This window comes from Pedobacter sp., assembly GCF_041645105.1.
GTDB lineage: Bacteria > Bacteroidota > Bacteroidia > Sphingobacteriales > Sphingobacteriaceae > Pedobacter.
Map to the genome: position 1 here is coordinate 192086 of NZ_JBAZQQ010000001.1, position 13956 is coordinate 206041.

The window sequence follows — 13956 nt, forward strand, 5'->3', positions numbered from 1 at the left end:
AACCTTGTATTTTAATTTTCTCCATTCTGCATATAATAGACCTAGTGTATTTGTTTATTGATTAATAAATTTAATGAAAAAAAACCACCTAAAGTCCTTAAGATGTAACAACAATGTATAGATATAATTGTATAAATTCATTGATAAGAATCAAATCGCAATGCATCTAAAGCTTATTTCCTAAACGGACTAGAAAATAGACAACCTTCTCCTACACCAAACCTAGTTTAGAATACCACAAATAATCATTTGACAATAAAAGAAAAACAGGTAACTTTGCGGCTCAAAAGTCAACCACCAGTGATTCTCAAGCAATTACACCAAATTAATTGGAATTTGATTGGATTCAGGTTAGAGCATAGGCAAGCATAGGTTATGAAAAGCAAGGACTAATCCTTGTACATGTACAGCATTTTGCAACCTCTATTACCTCATCAGTTGGAATTTTTTATTGACATTACGCTTATGTATATTAGCGGATACCAAACTTACACAATGATTGTAGCATATTCATCATTAGACGAAGCCCGTAACTCAATACTTAATTCTAATGAAGTTAAGTTTATCAAACCATCAAAACCTAGTCACTGGGAAAGCAAAATAATTGAATGTGCGATAATGTGTAAGGCTTTGAAAACATTAGCGGAACAGTTTCCCAAGGAACAAAAAAACTATCATTTTCATTGGAAAATTAGGTTGTTTTGGCAGCCAACTACTTATAAAATTTCTTACGATAGAAATACTTATACATTTGAAATTTCAACAGGTGGGACAACATTTACAGATAAATCAACAGAAATCAAAAATCGCCCTGTAAATCTCTATGATAGCGCTGAAAAGTATCTTGATTATTTAATGACCCAAGCCAAGGCGGAATTACCAAGTTCGCAGTATGAATTTTTAGATAAGCGTTGTAAGGAATTGAAATCCTATAAAAAGTAAATCAATGGTAGAAGATAAAATAGATGACCAGGCACATTATGTGATTGATAGCGCTGTTGCGATATATCAATTTCCAAATTCAAGAGATTTTAATTTTTTTCTACATTCTAAATCCAGATGCTATTTCGCACTACCTAACGTTTAACTTATCCCTAAGAATACATCTCCATTTTTTCACGTAAATGTATATCCTGCCAATTACAATGCATTAGAGACATCAATTTTATGCTCTAAACTGAGACCTGTTTAAATAATCTTCAAAAACAGAAATAAAATATGAGCAAAACCTTGACACTTCTGTTTGTCGATTATATAAATCCATTAACGTTACTCTATTACCTATATTTGAAGCAGCATATACACCATGTGCAATCTTGTTTCTGTAATCGATAATTTCACTTAAACGTCCTGTGAAAGCAACATCATGAAAAATCGGTTCTGTAATTGAGAACGTCTTCCATACACTTTGGAGTTGAGAGCGTCCAAAATTCTTCCCATCAGTAGGGATCAACGTATTATTTATACTGCATATCGGATTTAACTTAATCTTATCAGTTATATCATACCTTTTATCCCATTTTTTCGAAGCAACACTTATAAGTGCATCAAACTCTGAATTTAGGACTAAACCCAATATCGAATGTTTTATATCGTTCACATTTAAGTTTAAACTATTTATATAATCTATAGAAGACTTCAACGTGAGAGTAACAGTGCACTCGATGGCTCCATATAATTGAACAAACATTTCTCCCTTTAAACTATTAAGATGTCTTGGCGTAGGGGTAGGCGCTACAGGAATTAAAGGACTAATAAAATCTAAGCATTGCCGTATTTCGGTCAATCTTTCGGCTGATTCGGCTTTGACTGCAGTTAGCATAATATTTAGCCTACAAACTTATCTTTACAAAAATTAATTCTTTGTAAAACTTTGGCCTTAGAATTTGTAGCACCTGTGGTATAAACCTTAAGTTCATCACTTTCAATCCAATCTTGGGCATTATTTAAATTTAAGTGCAACACCTCCCCCAGAGCTAATGCTGCACCAACTGATACCCCTTCAAATAGATTTGTCGGTGTAGTAGTCCGACCTCGAGTTATACCATTTGGCAGATTTGATAGTTCCCTAAACGTCTTTATAAATATCTCTTCACCCTCTTTGTAATTAAAAGATTTTACTGCAGATGCCATAAAGTTATTTAGAAAATCTACAACGCTGTGATCAAAATTCTCATAATTATAAAAGAAAGCGAAGAACCTTAGGACAAACTCCTCTCTTGTACCATCATCCTCCTGAGTTCTGGTCAATTTTACTACATTCTTAAAATTATCATCATTACATAATGATTTAATAAAATCATTAAACTTACCTCTATAAACACAACTACGAATCTCTTGATTCGTCAAAGCTACACCTCCCGTATTTAATCTCTCAAATAAATCAAATCGCACTTCAAGATCACTTTTATCCGTTAACGTAGTTATTTTTAACGGCTTAAGCAAAAAATCAAGTTGAACAGACTTTGGCAACTCCGAAAACTTCAAATTATTAAATAGGTTGAGTTTTTGCAAATGCACTAATTTCAACTCATCTTCAACATTAATTTTCTGTCTAGCACTCTCTGAACCTGCAAACTGTATTATTGAACTAAGCCTTTGCACACCATCTATTAACTCCCATGAACCATCAGGATTGGTTGCCATAAATAAATTCGGCAATGGTATTCCCAAAAGAACAGATTCTATCAATGAAGATCTTTTGTCATTTGGCCAGCGAAATTGCCGTTGATATTCTGGAGCAATATCAATAATAGATTCTGAGACCATTGATATCAACTCCTTTACACTTATATCGTAAGAATTAAAATCTACTTTTCGTTTCTGCTCATTTAATTGTTCCATCAAATCCATATGCCCATTTTTATTATTTAAGAATCTTATCTTTAAGATAATTATTTCACGAATTATTGTTTTAAACAGGACAGTACCGTATCCTCAATTTTAGGGTCGACTCTACCTGTAATTTTTGTAATTTTCCTCTCTACGGATACTTCATATATATCTGTAAAATTCAATCCTGGCATACCTTCATGTAGCAACTTATCAAAGTGACCAGAATAAATCTGTTTATCGCTACTTTCACAATAGTAGTGCCCTGTATTACAGTTCAGAGCAGTAAACCTTACAATGAGATTAAATTTCTCCGTTTCCTTATTAGACAATTGATCAATGATCTCTAAAACCTCCCATGCTTTGATAGAATCAAAGGTTCTCACGTATTCAGCCTTATTAAAAGGGCTGTAAAAGTTATAATCAACTTCTAAATTATTCTCTTTTATAACAGTTAAGAACTCGATGTAAGACTTATACACAAAACTGCTGTATTTATTAAATGAAGACTCTAGTCCTTCTTTGTTCTCACTAGTAAAAAAAAGGGAAAATAGACGATCAGAAACAACATCTGTTTCTGTACTGCTGTCAATTAACAACTGTTGATTGGAGACTACAGGACGAATAAATATACTAAATGATGCGGCTTTCTCTAAAAATACCTCGGTCGTAATTTTCGGCAATAATGCCTTAGCTTTCTTCGAATTAAACGATACAATGTTACCCCTAGTAACACCTTCAAAAACATCCAATGCAGTCGCCCTATACAATGAATCAAATGAAGTTAAAACATTTCCTAAAATTGAGGTATTCGCTACACCAAAGTCTATATCTTTACCTTCTTGTAAATGAATATTAAAGACTTGACGTAATTGTTTTTCAGCGATCAACTTTGTCCATTCCAATGGAGATGGCTCACTGTCATAAACCAACAATTCATTTAACCTCTCTTTAACAAGACCTCCGCCAAAAATCGCCACAGAACGGTCTTCTAATGAAATATTAAAATTGGTAGTAATTTCTTGCAACTGCACACTCTCTTCCTTATTGAAAAAGACATTATTTGAAGGCAAATAACCATCAGGAATTTCATCAAAACGTAAAAAAGCAGGATTCAATGGTTTCTCTAAACTTCCTTCAAAATATGTTATATATTCCTTTAAAGACGTCCGAATAAAGTTTACATGTGATATTTCCGCTAATAGAAATTTGGTTAATAGTTTCTTTGTGGTCTGAAAAAGCAAGAATCTATCTAAAACTCCCTCGTCGTCACAGTCAACCCATTCTAGAACGAAAGGTATATTTTTGTCATCAGCATAAATTAAAGTCGAAGGAAACTCGTCATAAAATAAAACGCCCACCCTTTTCAGGCCAGAAAATGAAATCTCTTTAACTTTTATCCCCTGAACAATACTCATTGCATTATTGGCTTAATCACGGTAAAACTACTTGACAAATCAACTTCTGCAGCTTCAAAAAAACTAAAATGACCATTTTCATCAGAATCGCTGCAAACTCCCTCTTTCTCTAAAAGTATTCCTTTACTCAAGTGAGTACCTAATTTTTTATAAAGGTACTTTTTTCCCTCACATATCTTATTTAAACGGGCTATTGCTCGATCCTCTTCATCAAACATTGACAAAGCATATCCTACACAATCGTCCTTTGGTAAACTTTCGTATGCTGATGTCAAATATCTTGGAATAAAATTGTTAGTATTTTGAATGGATTCGAATGTCCACCGATATGCAATCTTATTTTTAGGTAGGCAAGAATTTATCACACAATGGCTAAATCCACTGATAGGCTCTTCATATTTATATTTCATTGGCGAGTGCTGTCAATTTAGGTATTTAGTAAAGTTAGTATTAAAATAAGACTTTTAAAAATTAGTCAATTTATAGTCATGATTAAATACGCATCAACTTCCTCTTATCTTCATCATAAAAACGTTGATTTACAACAAAAAAGTCATCCACAATAGATGACCTCTTAATCTTTGCATTAAAACTCATTTACCCTCATGCTAAGAGGGGAAATCTATCACAACCTAACTCTTATTAGGCGCAAGATATTATAACGCCTTAGACCTCATTATTTACCATTAACGTCATTTCGCATCCCCTAAAGAGACGTCATACGTATCCCCATGACTTATCACTTTTTTAACGTTGCTTCCATCAATGTTACAAGAATAAATATCTGCACCATCAAGATTACTATTAGGCGTACCTAATACATTAAAAAAAATAGTTTTTCCATCCGGTGAAAGAATTGGAGGTAGACCATCAAGGTTAACACCGGATGGTAATTGTAGATTTACTTTCTTCTGATTACTCCCATCATAATTTGCTGTCCAAATTTCCCATTTATAATTAACCCCTGGAAAACTCTTTGTAAAAACTAAAATATTTAATGCGGCGCCTGTTACTGGTGATTCTGCTTTTGCCTCTTTTTTACAACTTATTTGAAATAACAGAATGGATACTGAAAATGAAAGTAATACAATAGTGCTTAATAAAATTTTCTTCATGTTTGTCTATTTGGTTTTGTTTAGCCTACTCTTTCTGAAAGCAGTTTTCGGCATCCCTGCTATAATATCACTCTAGGTCAACAAGTTCCATTTTTATTTTCAAAATACGCTCTGCTCTTTCCTTTTTCTTTTGCTCAAACTCATTTAAATTTGACTTCGCATTTGACATCATTAAAACCCCTATCAACATAGTTACAGGCCCCAATATTAACAACCAAAACATTGCGTTGGCAGCACCTATAGTAAGGCAAATAGCACCAATGGCAATTATTACACCTCCGGACCCCATTAAATTATTGGAACCTCTTTCTACATTTTGTAGTTCTCTACCTTCTATTTCTAACAACTCCCTTTTTAATTCTTTTATTCTTAATTCTTTATTCATGAATTGCTCAATTTTCGATAAATATAAAAACATTTACTTAGACATGTATAAGTTCATGAGATTTTTGGGATTGCGTTCTTGTGAGCAATTATGGCAGATAAATCAAATACATCTGAAATTGACCTTTTTGTTATTGCAAGAGTAAAAAAGATGCGTGAAGAGGCTGGTTTAACGCAGTCGCAACTGGCATTTAAAATGGATGTATCTTATGGTTTTATTGGCCAAGTCGAAAGCAGCAGTCATAGGGCAAAATATAACATTAACCATCTTAACAAACTGGCCAAAATCTTTGATTGTGATTTTAACGCATTTTTTCCAGACAAACCTTTTTAATTAAAAAAGGCACTTTAGATAACTAAAATGCCTAATTAGAAGTAGATCACTATTTAAAACCTTATCATCCCGACTTTATCCTGAACCTCGCAGTATGTTTCTTCTGACTCCACTTGGGATAACTTGTTTAACCGGATTAGCCCATATTGGTTCTTTTATTCTTATTTTTAACATATTGATAATTCCTTCTATAGCATCCACTTCCATTGGACTACCTTGCTTGTACATCGCATTAACACGATAACGGACGATTTTAGGTATTATATTAACATCATAATTATGATAACTTTTATAATACTCAATTATTGATAACTCTTTAATTTCTGTCTGCATTTCAACTTATATTAGAAACCCAATTGGGTCAAAGCATTAGGATTTTTATTAAATTTTTAAAATCAAATATTCTTTAATTATTACAACCAAAATGTTGTGTTTTTCTAGGTTACTTTTCTATTTAAAAAGTAACCTGACATTGAAAACCAACAAGTTGCACAACTTTAATTGGAATTTATTTGGAAAATCACATTTTAAGGCCTTTTAAGCAAGGCTAGTGAATGTAAAATATCACTCAATCAAACTGATCTAATATTTGATGAACTTAGCAACGGGCTAATGCATGCTGATATATCATCGCTATTTTTTCTTCCAGTTCTTCAACCAACTTTGAATTCCTGATGTATTGAGTTGAGGCCATAATTTTTTTAAGCCTGTTTTTAATATTGGTGCTTTGATTAGGGTACCGACACAAGTACTTGCGCCCTTTTGCCACATCTACCATATTTAAGGCCTTTCTCAAGCCTCCTATTGCTTCAATGCCCTTCATCATTAAAAATGTATCAAACCCACCTTTAACAGAGAACATTTCAAATGTTGGTTCACAAACATCACTCATCTTCTCGACAGATTCAAAAGCATCTTTCCAAAATAATACAACGTTATTGTACTGTTCAAAAAGATACTGTACAGTTGGTTCCTTGACCTTAAGCATACCTATCAAACTTTTTGGTGTATGTTTATATTCAAACCTCAAAATATTTTCATTTACGAATGCTTCATCCACCTCCACTCCTCTCTTCCTTTTCATTTCCTTGATTTTACCGTAAAAGCTTACATATCTCAAAGTATTACTAAAAGACAACCCATTATGTAACTCATTCCTATTTAACCTACTTAAATCAACTAAAAATGGGTAATATTCCTTAACTGGATATACCGTCCGTATGTTTGCTGCTATATCAACACCCTTTACAACACCTTTATACAAGTCTATACCAAGAACATCACCTAATTTTTCTATTGCAATCTTCAATTGTTCTTTGTCTGCCGACTTCAGGTTATCTCCGACACTGTACTTAGTTAAACTTCCTTGTACTGTTAATCCCATATTATCTAACCTTATCATCATGTTATCAATCTCCCATCTAAACACCTTTATTCCATTTTTCTTAAATGTATATTCAGGAATACCTAACCTTTTTTCCAAAGTATAAGAATAATCATCTTCTAACTCTGTTGCATCTATTTTTATTTTTATTGTATCTATCATTATTATAAGTTCAAATTATAAATTTCATGTTAATATTGTACATGGGCTGTTAAAGTAGAAATATCTAACAGCCCATGTGAATTATAACAATGCATTAATTACTTCGTTTATTTCTTCGATCATATGATCGAAAGCACCATCCCTCAACATCTGCAAGAGAAGCAAACGGGATGAGTATTTATTGTTAAACACATACACCTCCAACATTCCTCCATGAGACATTTTAAACAAAATAGCATCGTCTTTCTTCAGTGACCTGACTAAACCAAAAGCCTGTGACTGTATCGATGTTTCAAAAATTATCGGTTCGTACTCCAATAATGACCCTATTTTTTTTACTGAATAAGCAATGTAACCACTGGCGTTATCAACAGGACCAATTTTATTTAAGTCTATTGCCTCAAAATACTCGAAAACCAAATTTAACATGTCGTGATTACCAAACTTAGATAGCGCCTCTATAGAGTACACTTGCTTTTGATCGTTAATAGCCTTTATCTGAAAATTATAAACAGAATTAATTACCATAATAACCCCTCCTCGATGTTTTGCCAGTAACAACATTAATTACCTCCTGATTTATGTCATCCATTGGTTTGATGGGATTGCCCATCAGAAACTCATCGACATCAATCTTCCTGAAAAAAATCAACTTGCCTTGGGGACAACTATATTTTATTCTTCTTGTCGCTGTTAATTTATAGGCATAGGACTTAGAAAATCCTGTATACCTACAAAAATCAACCATATTAAATATTTCCTTTTGATTTAGGAGGAGGGACTCACCCCTTTCTATTGTTACTTCTTTTGTATTCATCTTTTTTTCTTTATTTAAAGATTAATGGCGCCTTAATCTTTTGTAAAGTTGAGAATACAATCCCGCCTAAAATAGAACTACACCCCCATCGGATGTAGGTGTGGATTTCATTATTTAAGATTTAATACCGCATCAGAGATATGAAAAATTGTTATCTGACGATCTGTAGGGGCTTTCTGTTTTTTCACTCGCTTCTTTGACTGATTTAGATCTTTTCTAAAAATATCCTGATCAACATTAGCGATGTAGGTGTTAAAATACCTAACTATAAAACTGTTCCTATCAGCAGCAGTACCCTCATCCTCAATAATCCTATCAATCAATTCGATTAAAGTCACTTTGTTAATATAGTTACTATCTGCCGGATCAATCCATCGAATTTTTGCAACATCATCAGACTCCTTTTGAAGAAGTGCATGCTTAAACTTTATATAGTTGCAACTTCTATCAATAAAGCATTCATCAATCAAACGCTTATACAGAAGACTAATCTGATCATCATTAAGCATCTTTAAGGGAACCGGTCTATATGCCTCATCTACCCCTGCTACTTTCGTTGATCGCTTAATTTCGTCATCCAAAAAAACCTGATACTTAAGCATGTCCCAAACTTGGGCAATATCATTTAAGTCATTCCACATTGACGAAGTATCAACCTCTTGATGATAAATATGAGTTTCTCTATTTGCTTTGAACTTAACCAACATTGTTTCTATTAAGCGATCTGAAACCTTTGCCCTTTTTATAAAAGATTTGACAGCACCTAACTCTTTATTTATATAAGCTATCTTCTCTTTCTTCCGAAGATTAACAGTGTTCTCGGCATATCCTTTCAAAAGTTCATCTATATGTCCGTAAACTTCCGGAAAGTCATTTTCTCCAATAATCTTTTTACCACTATGTAACCAAAACCTCCAATTATCAATGACCCACCTATTATATGCCACTTGCTCGTTTAGCCCATTAGGTTTTATCGTAAAGAAGGTAGCCTCTAGACAGAACTCATGAAAACCAACGTAGTAGCACCGACCTACATGTTCAACGTACTTTAACTTATCTGCATAACTAAATTCCTGCCGATCACCAAACTCTGCATTTCTGTTGGCATACTCCTCAATGTTATCGTATTGCTTATCTCTAAACCATTCAAATATAAAATAGAGGGTAGCAGGCCAACGTTCAAATTTGACCTGATTACCTTCTATATATTCCTTACGCAACCCCTCCATCTGTTCGTCATACATATCACCAATATCATGGCGCATCATATCATCATTAAGGTCAACAATACTCTTATCGACAACTTCCTTAGGGATTTGATCAGGCTTGTTACTATTGTTCATTTGAGGGTCGGCATTACACATTTTTTCACTAACTAATATCGGGAAACAAAACTACTGCATCATTCAATGTTGCATTCACAATTTTAGCATAAATCATTGTAGTTTTTAAACTCTTGTGACCTAAAAGTTTTGAAACAACAAAAATATCTTTTGTTTTTATAAGCATGATAATTGCAAATGTGTGTCTGGCACAATGAAACGTTATGTGTTTATTAATCCCCTCCTGCTTCACCCAGTCCCTTAAAACCTGGTTATGATAAGCACTGTACTCCAACCCTTTAAATATCCTTTCTTCATTATCTCCGAATTTCCCTAACAATCTTACAGCTTGTTCGGTAATAGGAAGATGATGTAACAAATTGGTTTTTTTTTGTATATAAATGATCTTCCATGTTTTCTCTTGCTCGAAATATGTGATGTCGCCCCATTTAAGGTTATGCATATCTGACCACCTCAATCCTGTAAAGCAATTAAAAATAAAGGCCTTTTTAAGTAATGGCAGTTTACACTTGGAACGCATTAAAACAATGAGTTCATTTGTAGTTAAATATTCTCTAAACGTCTCATCCATCCTGATATTTTCGACCCTATTGCTCGGGTTATCGGTCATAAATCTCCCTTTGACTGCCCGATTCAATGCTGCTTTTACTTTAGTTAAATAAATATTGGCTGTATTATTTGATAATTCTGCATTGCTGCTTTTAATAGATTTGCATTTCAACAAATATTCTTTAAACTCCTGTAAAAAGATGTCGTTACAATCTTTAAATTTTATATCACCATCATTTAAAAAGCACATCAAATGTTTGTAAGTTGCTTTCCACGTAGTGTAACTTCCTTCGACATTGCGCTTTTCTTTCATAAGTTTTTTAAAATACAGGATGAAACTACCCTGACTTTTGAATGCATCTGTCCCTAAATGCCCACCACTATCAAATTGTGCTTCTCTCTGCACTCTTAACTTCTCAGCAAACAACAGTCTTTCTCTATTGTGCTCTTTCTGTTGCTTCGTTTTAACTATTGCATACACATAGGTATTAAGTGACTCCCTAAGGGGCTTACTCTCATGATAAGCCTTATGATATGTTAATAAAAATAGTGCTTGAAGACCATCTTTTCTTACTGGTCCTTTCTTTAATAATACTGACATTTGTTTACGATTTAAGTTTGTAATTAATATTGAGCAAAGTTACGCTACTCAAATATTATGGTTAAATTTATTAAGTCAAACTATAATCATATAACTTTAACAGTTCTTATATATGCTACTAAAAGTTACTATATGACAAATGGGATATTGATGCAGGTTCTTTGTAAATTTTCTACCAAAAAAATTAATTGGAATTTAATTGGAATTTTGTGTTTCTATAGGCTAAAACAGGCAGTCATCTGCTACATCAAACCCCGTTTGCAATACCATAAATAAACATTTGACAATAAAAGAAAAACAGGTAACTTTGCGGCTCAAATTTTTTCCCCAATGAGTCAATCCATAAAGATCAAAAACGCTTTAATTTCAGTTTATTACAAAGACGGCTTAGAACCTTTGGTTCGATTACTTGCCGAGCAAGGTGTCCAATTATTCTCTACCGGAGGTACTGAACAGTTTATTAAAGACCTGAATATTCCTGTTACTGCTGTTGAAGACCTTACTGGCTATCCTTCAATTTTAGGTGGTCGTGTAAAAACATTACACCCTAAAGTTTTCGGTGGTATTTTAAACCGCAGAGGACTTACTGGTGATCAGGAGCAGATTGCGGAATATGAAATTCCTGAAATTGATCTGGTTATTGTTGACTTATACCCATTTGAAGAAACGGTAAAAGCCGGAGGTTCTGAATCTGAGATTATCGAGAAAATTGATATCGGCGGTATTTCATTAATCAGGGCAGCTGCAAAAAACTTCAATGATGTTGTGATTCTTGCATCTAAAGATGACTATTCAACTTTACAACAACAGCTTGAAGCGCAAAATGGTGAGACTACTTTAGCACAACGTAAAGCTTTCGCAAAAAAAGCATTCCATACTTCTTCTCATTACGATACTGCGATCTTCAATTACTTCAATAATGAAGAACCTTTAAACGTATTTAAACATAGTATCAATCAGGCACAAACTTTAAGATATGGTGAAAACCCACATCAGCAAGGGGTATTCTTTGGTGATTTAGACGCAATGTTTACCAAATTAAACGGTAAAGAACTTTCTTATAACAACCTGGTTGACGTTGATGCGGCTGTTGCTTTAATCGATGAATTCGATGCGCCGACTTTCGCTATTCTAAAACACACCAATGCTTGTGGTGTAGCTTCAAAAGCTACTATCCTTGAAGCATGGAATGTAGCACTTGCATGTGACCCGGTTTCAGCTTTTGGTGGCGTATTGATTGCCAACAGGGAAATTGACCTGGCTACTGCAACAGAAATCAACAAATTGTTCTTCGAAGTATTAATTGCTCCTTCTTATGCGCCAGAGGCTGTTGAGCTTTTCCGTGCTAAAAAGAACAGAGTGATTTTACAACGCAATGAGGTTGAATTGAGCAAAACACAGTTTAAAACTTTATTGAACGGTGTAATTGAGCAGGATAAAGATTTAATTATCGAAGGTCCGGAGCAAATGACTTCAGTAACTGAAAAAACAGCAACTGAGCAAGAGCTTAAAGATTTATTCTTCGCTAATAAAATTGTAAAACATACTAAGTCGAACACCATAGTTTTTGTTAAGAACGACCAGTTATTGTCAAGTGGTGTAGGGCAGACTTCAAGAGTTGATGCATTAAAACAAGCAATTGTTAAAGCTGATGCTTTTGGTTTCGACTTAAAGGGTTCTGTAATGGCTTCTGATGCATTTTTCCCCTTCCCTGATTGTGTGGAAATTGCTGCTGAAGCAGGTATCACTGCAGTTTTACAACCAGGTGGTTCAATTAAAGATGCAGATTCTGTAAATATGGCTAATGAAAAGGGAATTGCCATGGTTACTACAGGAGTGCGTCACTTTAAACACTAATTTATTTGTCTGCGAATACAATAAAAAGCCGTAGTTTTACATTAATATAGAACACAGAATTTTTAATACTTAACTTATTACCTATAAATGGGTCTATTTAATTGGTTTACACAAGAAGTTGCTATCGATTTAGGTACAGCAAACACCTTGATTATACATAATGACAAAGTAGTAGTTGATGAACCTTCAATTGTTGCTTTTGACAGACAGACAAATAAAATCATAGCCATTGGGAGACAAGCCATGCAAATGGAGGGTAAAACCCATGACAACATACGTACCGTAAGACCCTTAAAAGATGGTGTAATTGCAGACTTTAATGCTGCTGAAGCTATGATTAAAGGGATGATCCGTATGTTGAACGGTGGTAAGGGATGGATGTTCCCATCTTTAAGAATGGTGATCTGTATTCCTTCAGGAATTACCGAAGTTGAGAAACGTGCGGTTAGGGACTCAGCGGAAATTGCAGGAGCTAAAGAGGTATACCTGATTCATGAACCGATGGCTGCAGCTGTAGGTATCGGGATTGATGTGGAAGAGCCGATGGGTAATATGATTATTGACATAGGTGGTGGTACTACTGAAATTGCAGTAATCGCATTGTCCGGTATTGTTTGTGATCAGTCTATCCGTGTTGCCGGAGATAACTTCGATTCTGATATCGTAAATTATATTCGTCGCCAACACAACATTATGATTGGTGACCGTACTGCCGAAAAGATTAAAATTGAAGTCGGCGCTGCTTTACCTGAATTACAAGATCCACCTTCAGACTTTGCTGTACAAGGTAGAGATCTGATGACCGGTGTTCCTAAACAGATCACTGTATCTTACACAGAAATAGCACACTGTCTTGATAAATCGATCTCGAAAATTGAAGAAGCAATTCTTAAGGCCCTGGAGATTACTCCTCCCGAACTTTCAGCGGATATCTACCAGACTGGTATTTATTTAACTGGTGGTGGTGCTTTGCTTCGTGGTTTAGATAAACGTGTTGCAGCAAAAACAAAGCTTCCGGTTCACGTAGCAGAAGACCCTCTTCGTGCTGTTGTTCGTGGCACTGGTATAGCCCTTAAAAACATTGGCGGCTTTAAATTTTTAATGCAATAATAAGATAACGATGTTTGATTATAGATTTGCGATTTATGGATAAAGATTAT

16 protein-coding genes are annotated in these 13956 nt (G+C 34.2%); 4 read left to right on the forward strand and 12 right to left on the reverse strand.

The window, feature by feature from the left end; all coding sequences use genetic code 11:
* Nucleotides 1-495 precede the first annotated feature (495 nt).
* The gene (locus WC623_RS00805; RefSeq protein WP_372847635.1) at nt 496-942 is read left to right on the forward strand and encodes a hypothetical protein; all 447 of its coding nucleotides are present in this window, start codon (nt 496-498) and stop codon (nt 940-942) included.
* Nucleotides 943-1165: 223 nt separating this feature from the next.
* Here WC623_RS00805 and WC623_RS00810 read toward each other — a convergent pair whose 3' ends face one another.
* The 6 genes from WC623_RS00810 to WC623_RS00835 form a co-directional block, all read right to left on the reverse strand.
* On the reverse strand, nt 1166-1822 hold the full coding sequence (locus tag WC623_RS00810; RefSeq protein WP_372847636.1) for an MAE_28990/MAE_18760 family HEPN-like nuclease: 657 nt from the start codon (nt 1820-1822) through the stop codon (nt 1166-1168).
* 5 nt (nt 1823-1827) lie between these two features.
* Entirely contained in the window at nt 1828-2853 is a 1026-nt protein-coding gene (locus WC623_RS00815; protein ID WP_372847637.1) for a DUF262 domain-containing protein, read from the reverse strand.
* A 53-nt stretch (nt 2854-2906) separates the two neighbouring features.
* A complete protein-coding gene (locus WC623_RS00820) occupies nt 2907-4250 on the reverse strand; it encodes a hypothetical protein (RefSeq protein WP_372847638.1) in 1344 nt (447 codons plus the stop codon).
* A complete protein-coding gene (locus WC623_RS00825; protein WP_372847639.1) occupies nt 4247-4660 on the reverse strand; it encodes a hypothetical protein in 414 nt (137 codons plus the stop codon). Before WC623_RS00825 ends, WC623_RS00820 begins: the two co-directional genes overlap by 4 nt.
* A gap of 282 nt (nt 4661-4942) precedes the next feature.
* Entirely contained in the window at nt 4943-5365 is a 423-nt protein-coding gene (locus WC623_RS00830) for a TolB family protein (RefSeq protein WP_372847640.1), read from the reverse strand.
* A 67-nt stretch (nt 5366-5432) separates the two neighbouring features.
* Nucleotides 5433-5750: a hypothetical protein gene (locus WC623_RS00835; protein WP_372847641.1), complete on the reverse strand. Its 318-nt coding sequence runs from the start codon at nt 5748-5750 to the stop codon at nt 5433-5435.
* A gap of 90 nt (nt 5751-5840) precedes the next feature.
* On the opposite strand from WC623_RS00835, the gene WC623_RS00840 reads away from it, so the two are divergent.
* Nucleotides 5841-6083, forward strand: a complete 243-nt coding sequence (locus tag WC623_RS00840; RefSeq protein WP_372847642.1) for a helix-turn-helix domain-containing protein — start codon at nt 5841-5843, stop codon at nt 6081-6083.
* A gap of 75 nt (nt 6084-6158) precedes the next feature.
* Here WC623_RS00840 and WC623_RS00845 read toward each other — a convergent pair whose 3' ends face one another.
* From WC623_RS00845 to WC623_RS00870, 6 genes are all read right to left on the reverse strand, one after another.
* On the reverse strand, nt 6159-6416 hold the full coding sequence (locus WC623_RS00845; protein WP_372847643.1) for a hypothetical protein: 258 nt from the start codon (nt 6414-6416) through the stop codon (nt 6159-6161).
* A 265-nt stretch (nt 6417-6681) separates the two neighbouring features.
* The gene (locus tag WC623_RS00850; RefSeq protein ID WP_372847644.1) at nt 6682-7629 is read right to left on the reverse strand and encodes a hypothetical protein; all 948 of its coding nucleotides are present in this window, start codon (nt 7627-7629) and stop codon (nt 6682-6684) included.
* Between the two features lie 81 nt (nt 7630-7710).
* Nucleotides 7711-8157 carry a hypothetical protein gene (locus tag WC623_RS00855; protein ID WP_372847645.1) on the reverse strand — a complete coding sequence of 149 codons (447 nt, stop codon included), beginning with the start codon at nt 8155-8157 and terminating at the stop codon, nt 7711-7713.
* Entirely contained in the window at nt 8147-8446 is a 300-nt protein-coding gene (locus tag WC623_RS00860) for a hypothetical protein (protein ID WP_372847646.1), read from the reverse strand. The genes WC623_RS00855 and WC623_RS00860 overlap by 11 nt, the downstream gene beginning before the upstream one ends.
* A 110-nt stretch (nt 8447-8556) precedes the next feature.
* Nucleotides 8557-9789, reverse strand: coding sequence for a hypothetical protein (locus tag WC623_RS00865; protein WP_372847647.1), 1233 nt, complete (start codon nt 9787-9789; stop codon nt 8557-8559).
* A gap of 28 nt (nt 9790-9817) precedes the next feature.
* A complete protein-coding gene (locus tag WC623_RS00870; RefSeq protein WP_372847648.1) occupies nt 9818-10939 on the reverse strand; it encodes a site-specific integrase in 1122 nt (373 codons plus the stop codon).
* 330 nt (nt 10940-11269) lie between these two features.
* On the opposite strand from WC623_RS00870, the gene purH reads away from it, so the two are divergent.
* Together purH and WC623_RS00880 are read left to right on the forward strand one after the other, a co-directional pair.
* Nucleotides 11270-12796, forward strand: a complete 1527-nt coding sequence (purH, locus tag WC623_RS00875) for a bifunctional phosphoribosylaminoimidazolecarboxamide formyltransferase/IMP cyclohydrolase (RefSeq protein WP_372847649.1) — start codon at nt 11270-11272, stop codon at nt 12794-12796.
* A gap of 87 nt (nt 12797-12883) precedes the next feature.
* A complete protein-coding gene (locus WC623_RS00880) occupies nt 12884-13906 on the forward strand; it encodes a rod shape-determining protein (protein ID WP_084291510.1) in 1023 nt (340 codons plus the stop codon).
* Nucleotides 13907-13956 lie beyond the last annotated feature (50 nt).

Excerpts from the sequence above, each read along its gene's own strand:
- WC623_RS00805 (WP_372847635.1), top strand. The coding sequence starts at position 496 with ATGATTGTAGCATATTCATCATTAGACGAAGCCCGTAACTCAATACTT.
- WC623_RS00810 (WP_372847636.1), bottom strand. The coding sequence starts at position 1,822 with ATGCTAACTGCAGTCAAAGCCGAATCAGCCGAAAGATTGACCGAAATA.
- WC623_RS00815 (WP_372847637.1), bottom strand. The coding sequence starts at position 2,853 with ATGGATTTGATGGAACAATTAAATGAGCAGAAACGAAAAGTAGATTTT.
- WC623_RS00820 (WP_372847638.1), bottom strand. The coding sequence starts at position 4,250 with ATGAGTATTGTTCAGGGGATAAAAGTTAAAGAGATTTCATTTTCTGGC.
- WC623_RS00825 (WP_372847639.1), bottom strand. The coding sequence starts at position 4,660 with ATGAAATATAAATATGAAGAGCCTATCAGTGGATTTAGCCATTGTGTG.
- WC623_RS00830 (WP_372847640.1), bottom strand. The coding sequence starts at position 5,365 with ATGAAGAAAATTTTATTAAGCACTATTGTATTACTTTCATTTTCAGTA.
- WC623_RS00835 (WP_372847641.1), bottom strand. The coding sequence starts at position 5,750 with ATGAATAAAGAATTAAGAATAAAAGAATTAAAAAGGGAGTTGTTAGAA.
- WC623_RS00840 (WP_372847642.1), top strand. The coding sequence starts at position 5,841 with ATGGCAGATAAATCAAATACATCTGAAATTGACCTTTTTGTTATTGCA.
- WC623_RS00845 (WP_372847643.1), bottom strand. The coding sequence starts at position 6,416 with ATGCAGACAGAAATTAAAGAGTTATCAATAATTGAGTATTATAAAAGT.
- WC623_RS00850 (WP_372847644.1), bottom strand. The coding sequence starts at position 7,629 with ATGATAGATACAATAAAAATAAAAATAGATGCAACAGAGTTAGAAGAT.
- WC623_RS00855 (WP_372847645.1), bottom strand. The coding sequence starts at position 8,157 with ATGGTAATTAATTCTGTTTATAATTTTCAGATAAAGGCTATTAACGAT.
- WC623_RS00860 (WP_372847646.1), bottom strand. The coding sequence starts at position 8,446 with ATGAATACAAAAGAAGTAACAATAGAAAGGGGTGAGTCCCTCCTCCTA.
- WC623_RS00865 (WP_372847647.1), bottom strand. The coding sequence starts at position 9,789 with ATGAACAATAGTAACAAGCCTGATCAAATCCCTAAGGAAGTTGTCGAT.
- WC623_RS00870 (WP_372847648.1), bottom strand. The coding sequence starts at position 10,939 with ATGTCAGTATTATTAAAGAAAGGACCAGTAAGAAAAGATGGTCTTCAA.
- purH (WP_372847649.1), top strand. The coding sequence starts at position 11,270 with ATGAGTCAATCCATAAAGATCAAAAACGCTTTAATTTCAGTTTATTAC.
- WC623_RS00880 (WP_084291510.1), top strand. The coding sequence starts at position 12,884 with ATGGGTCTATTTAATTGGTTTACACAAGAAGTTGCTATCGATTTAGGT.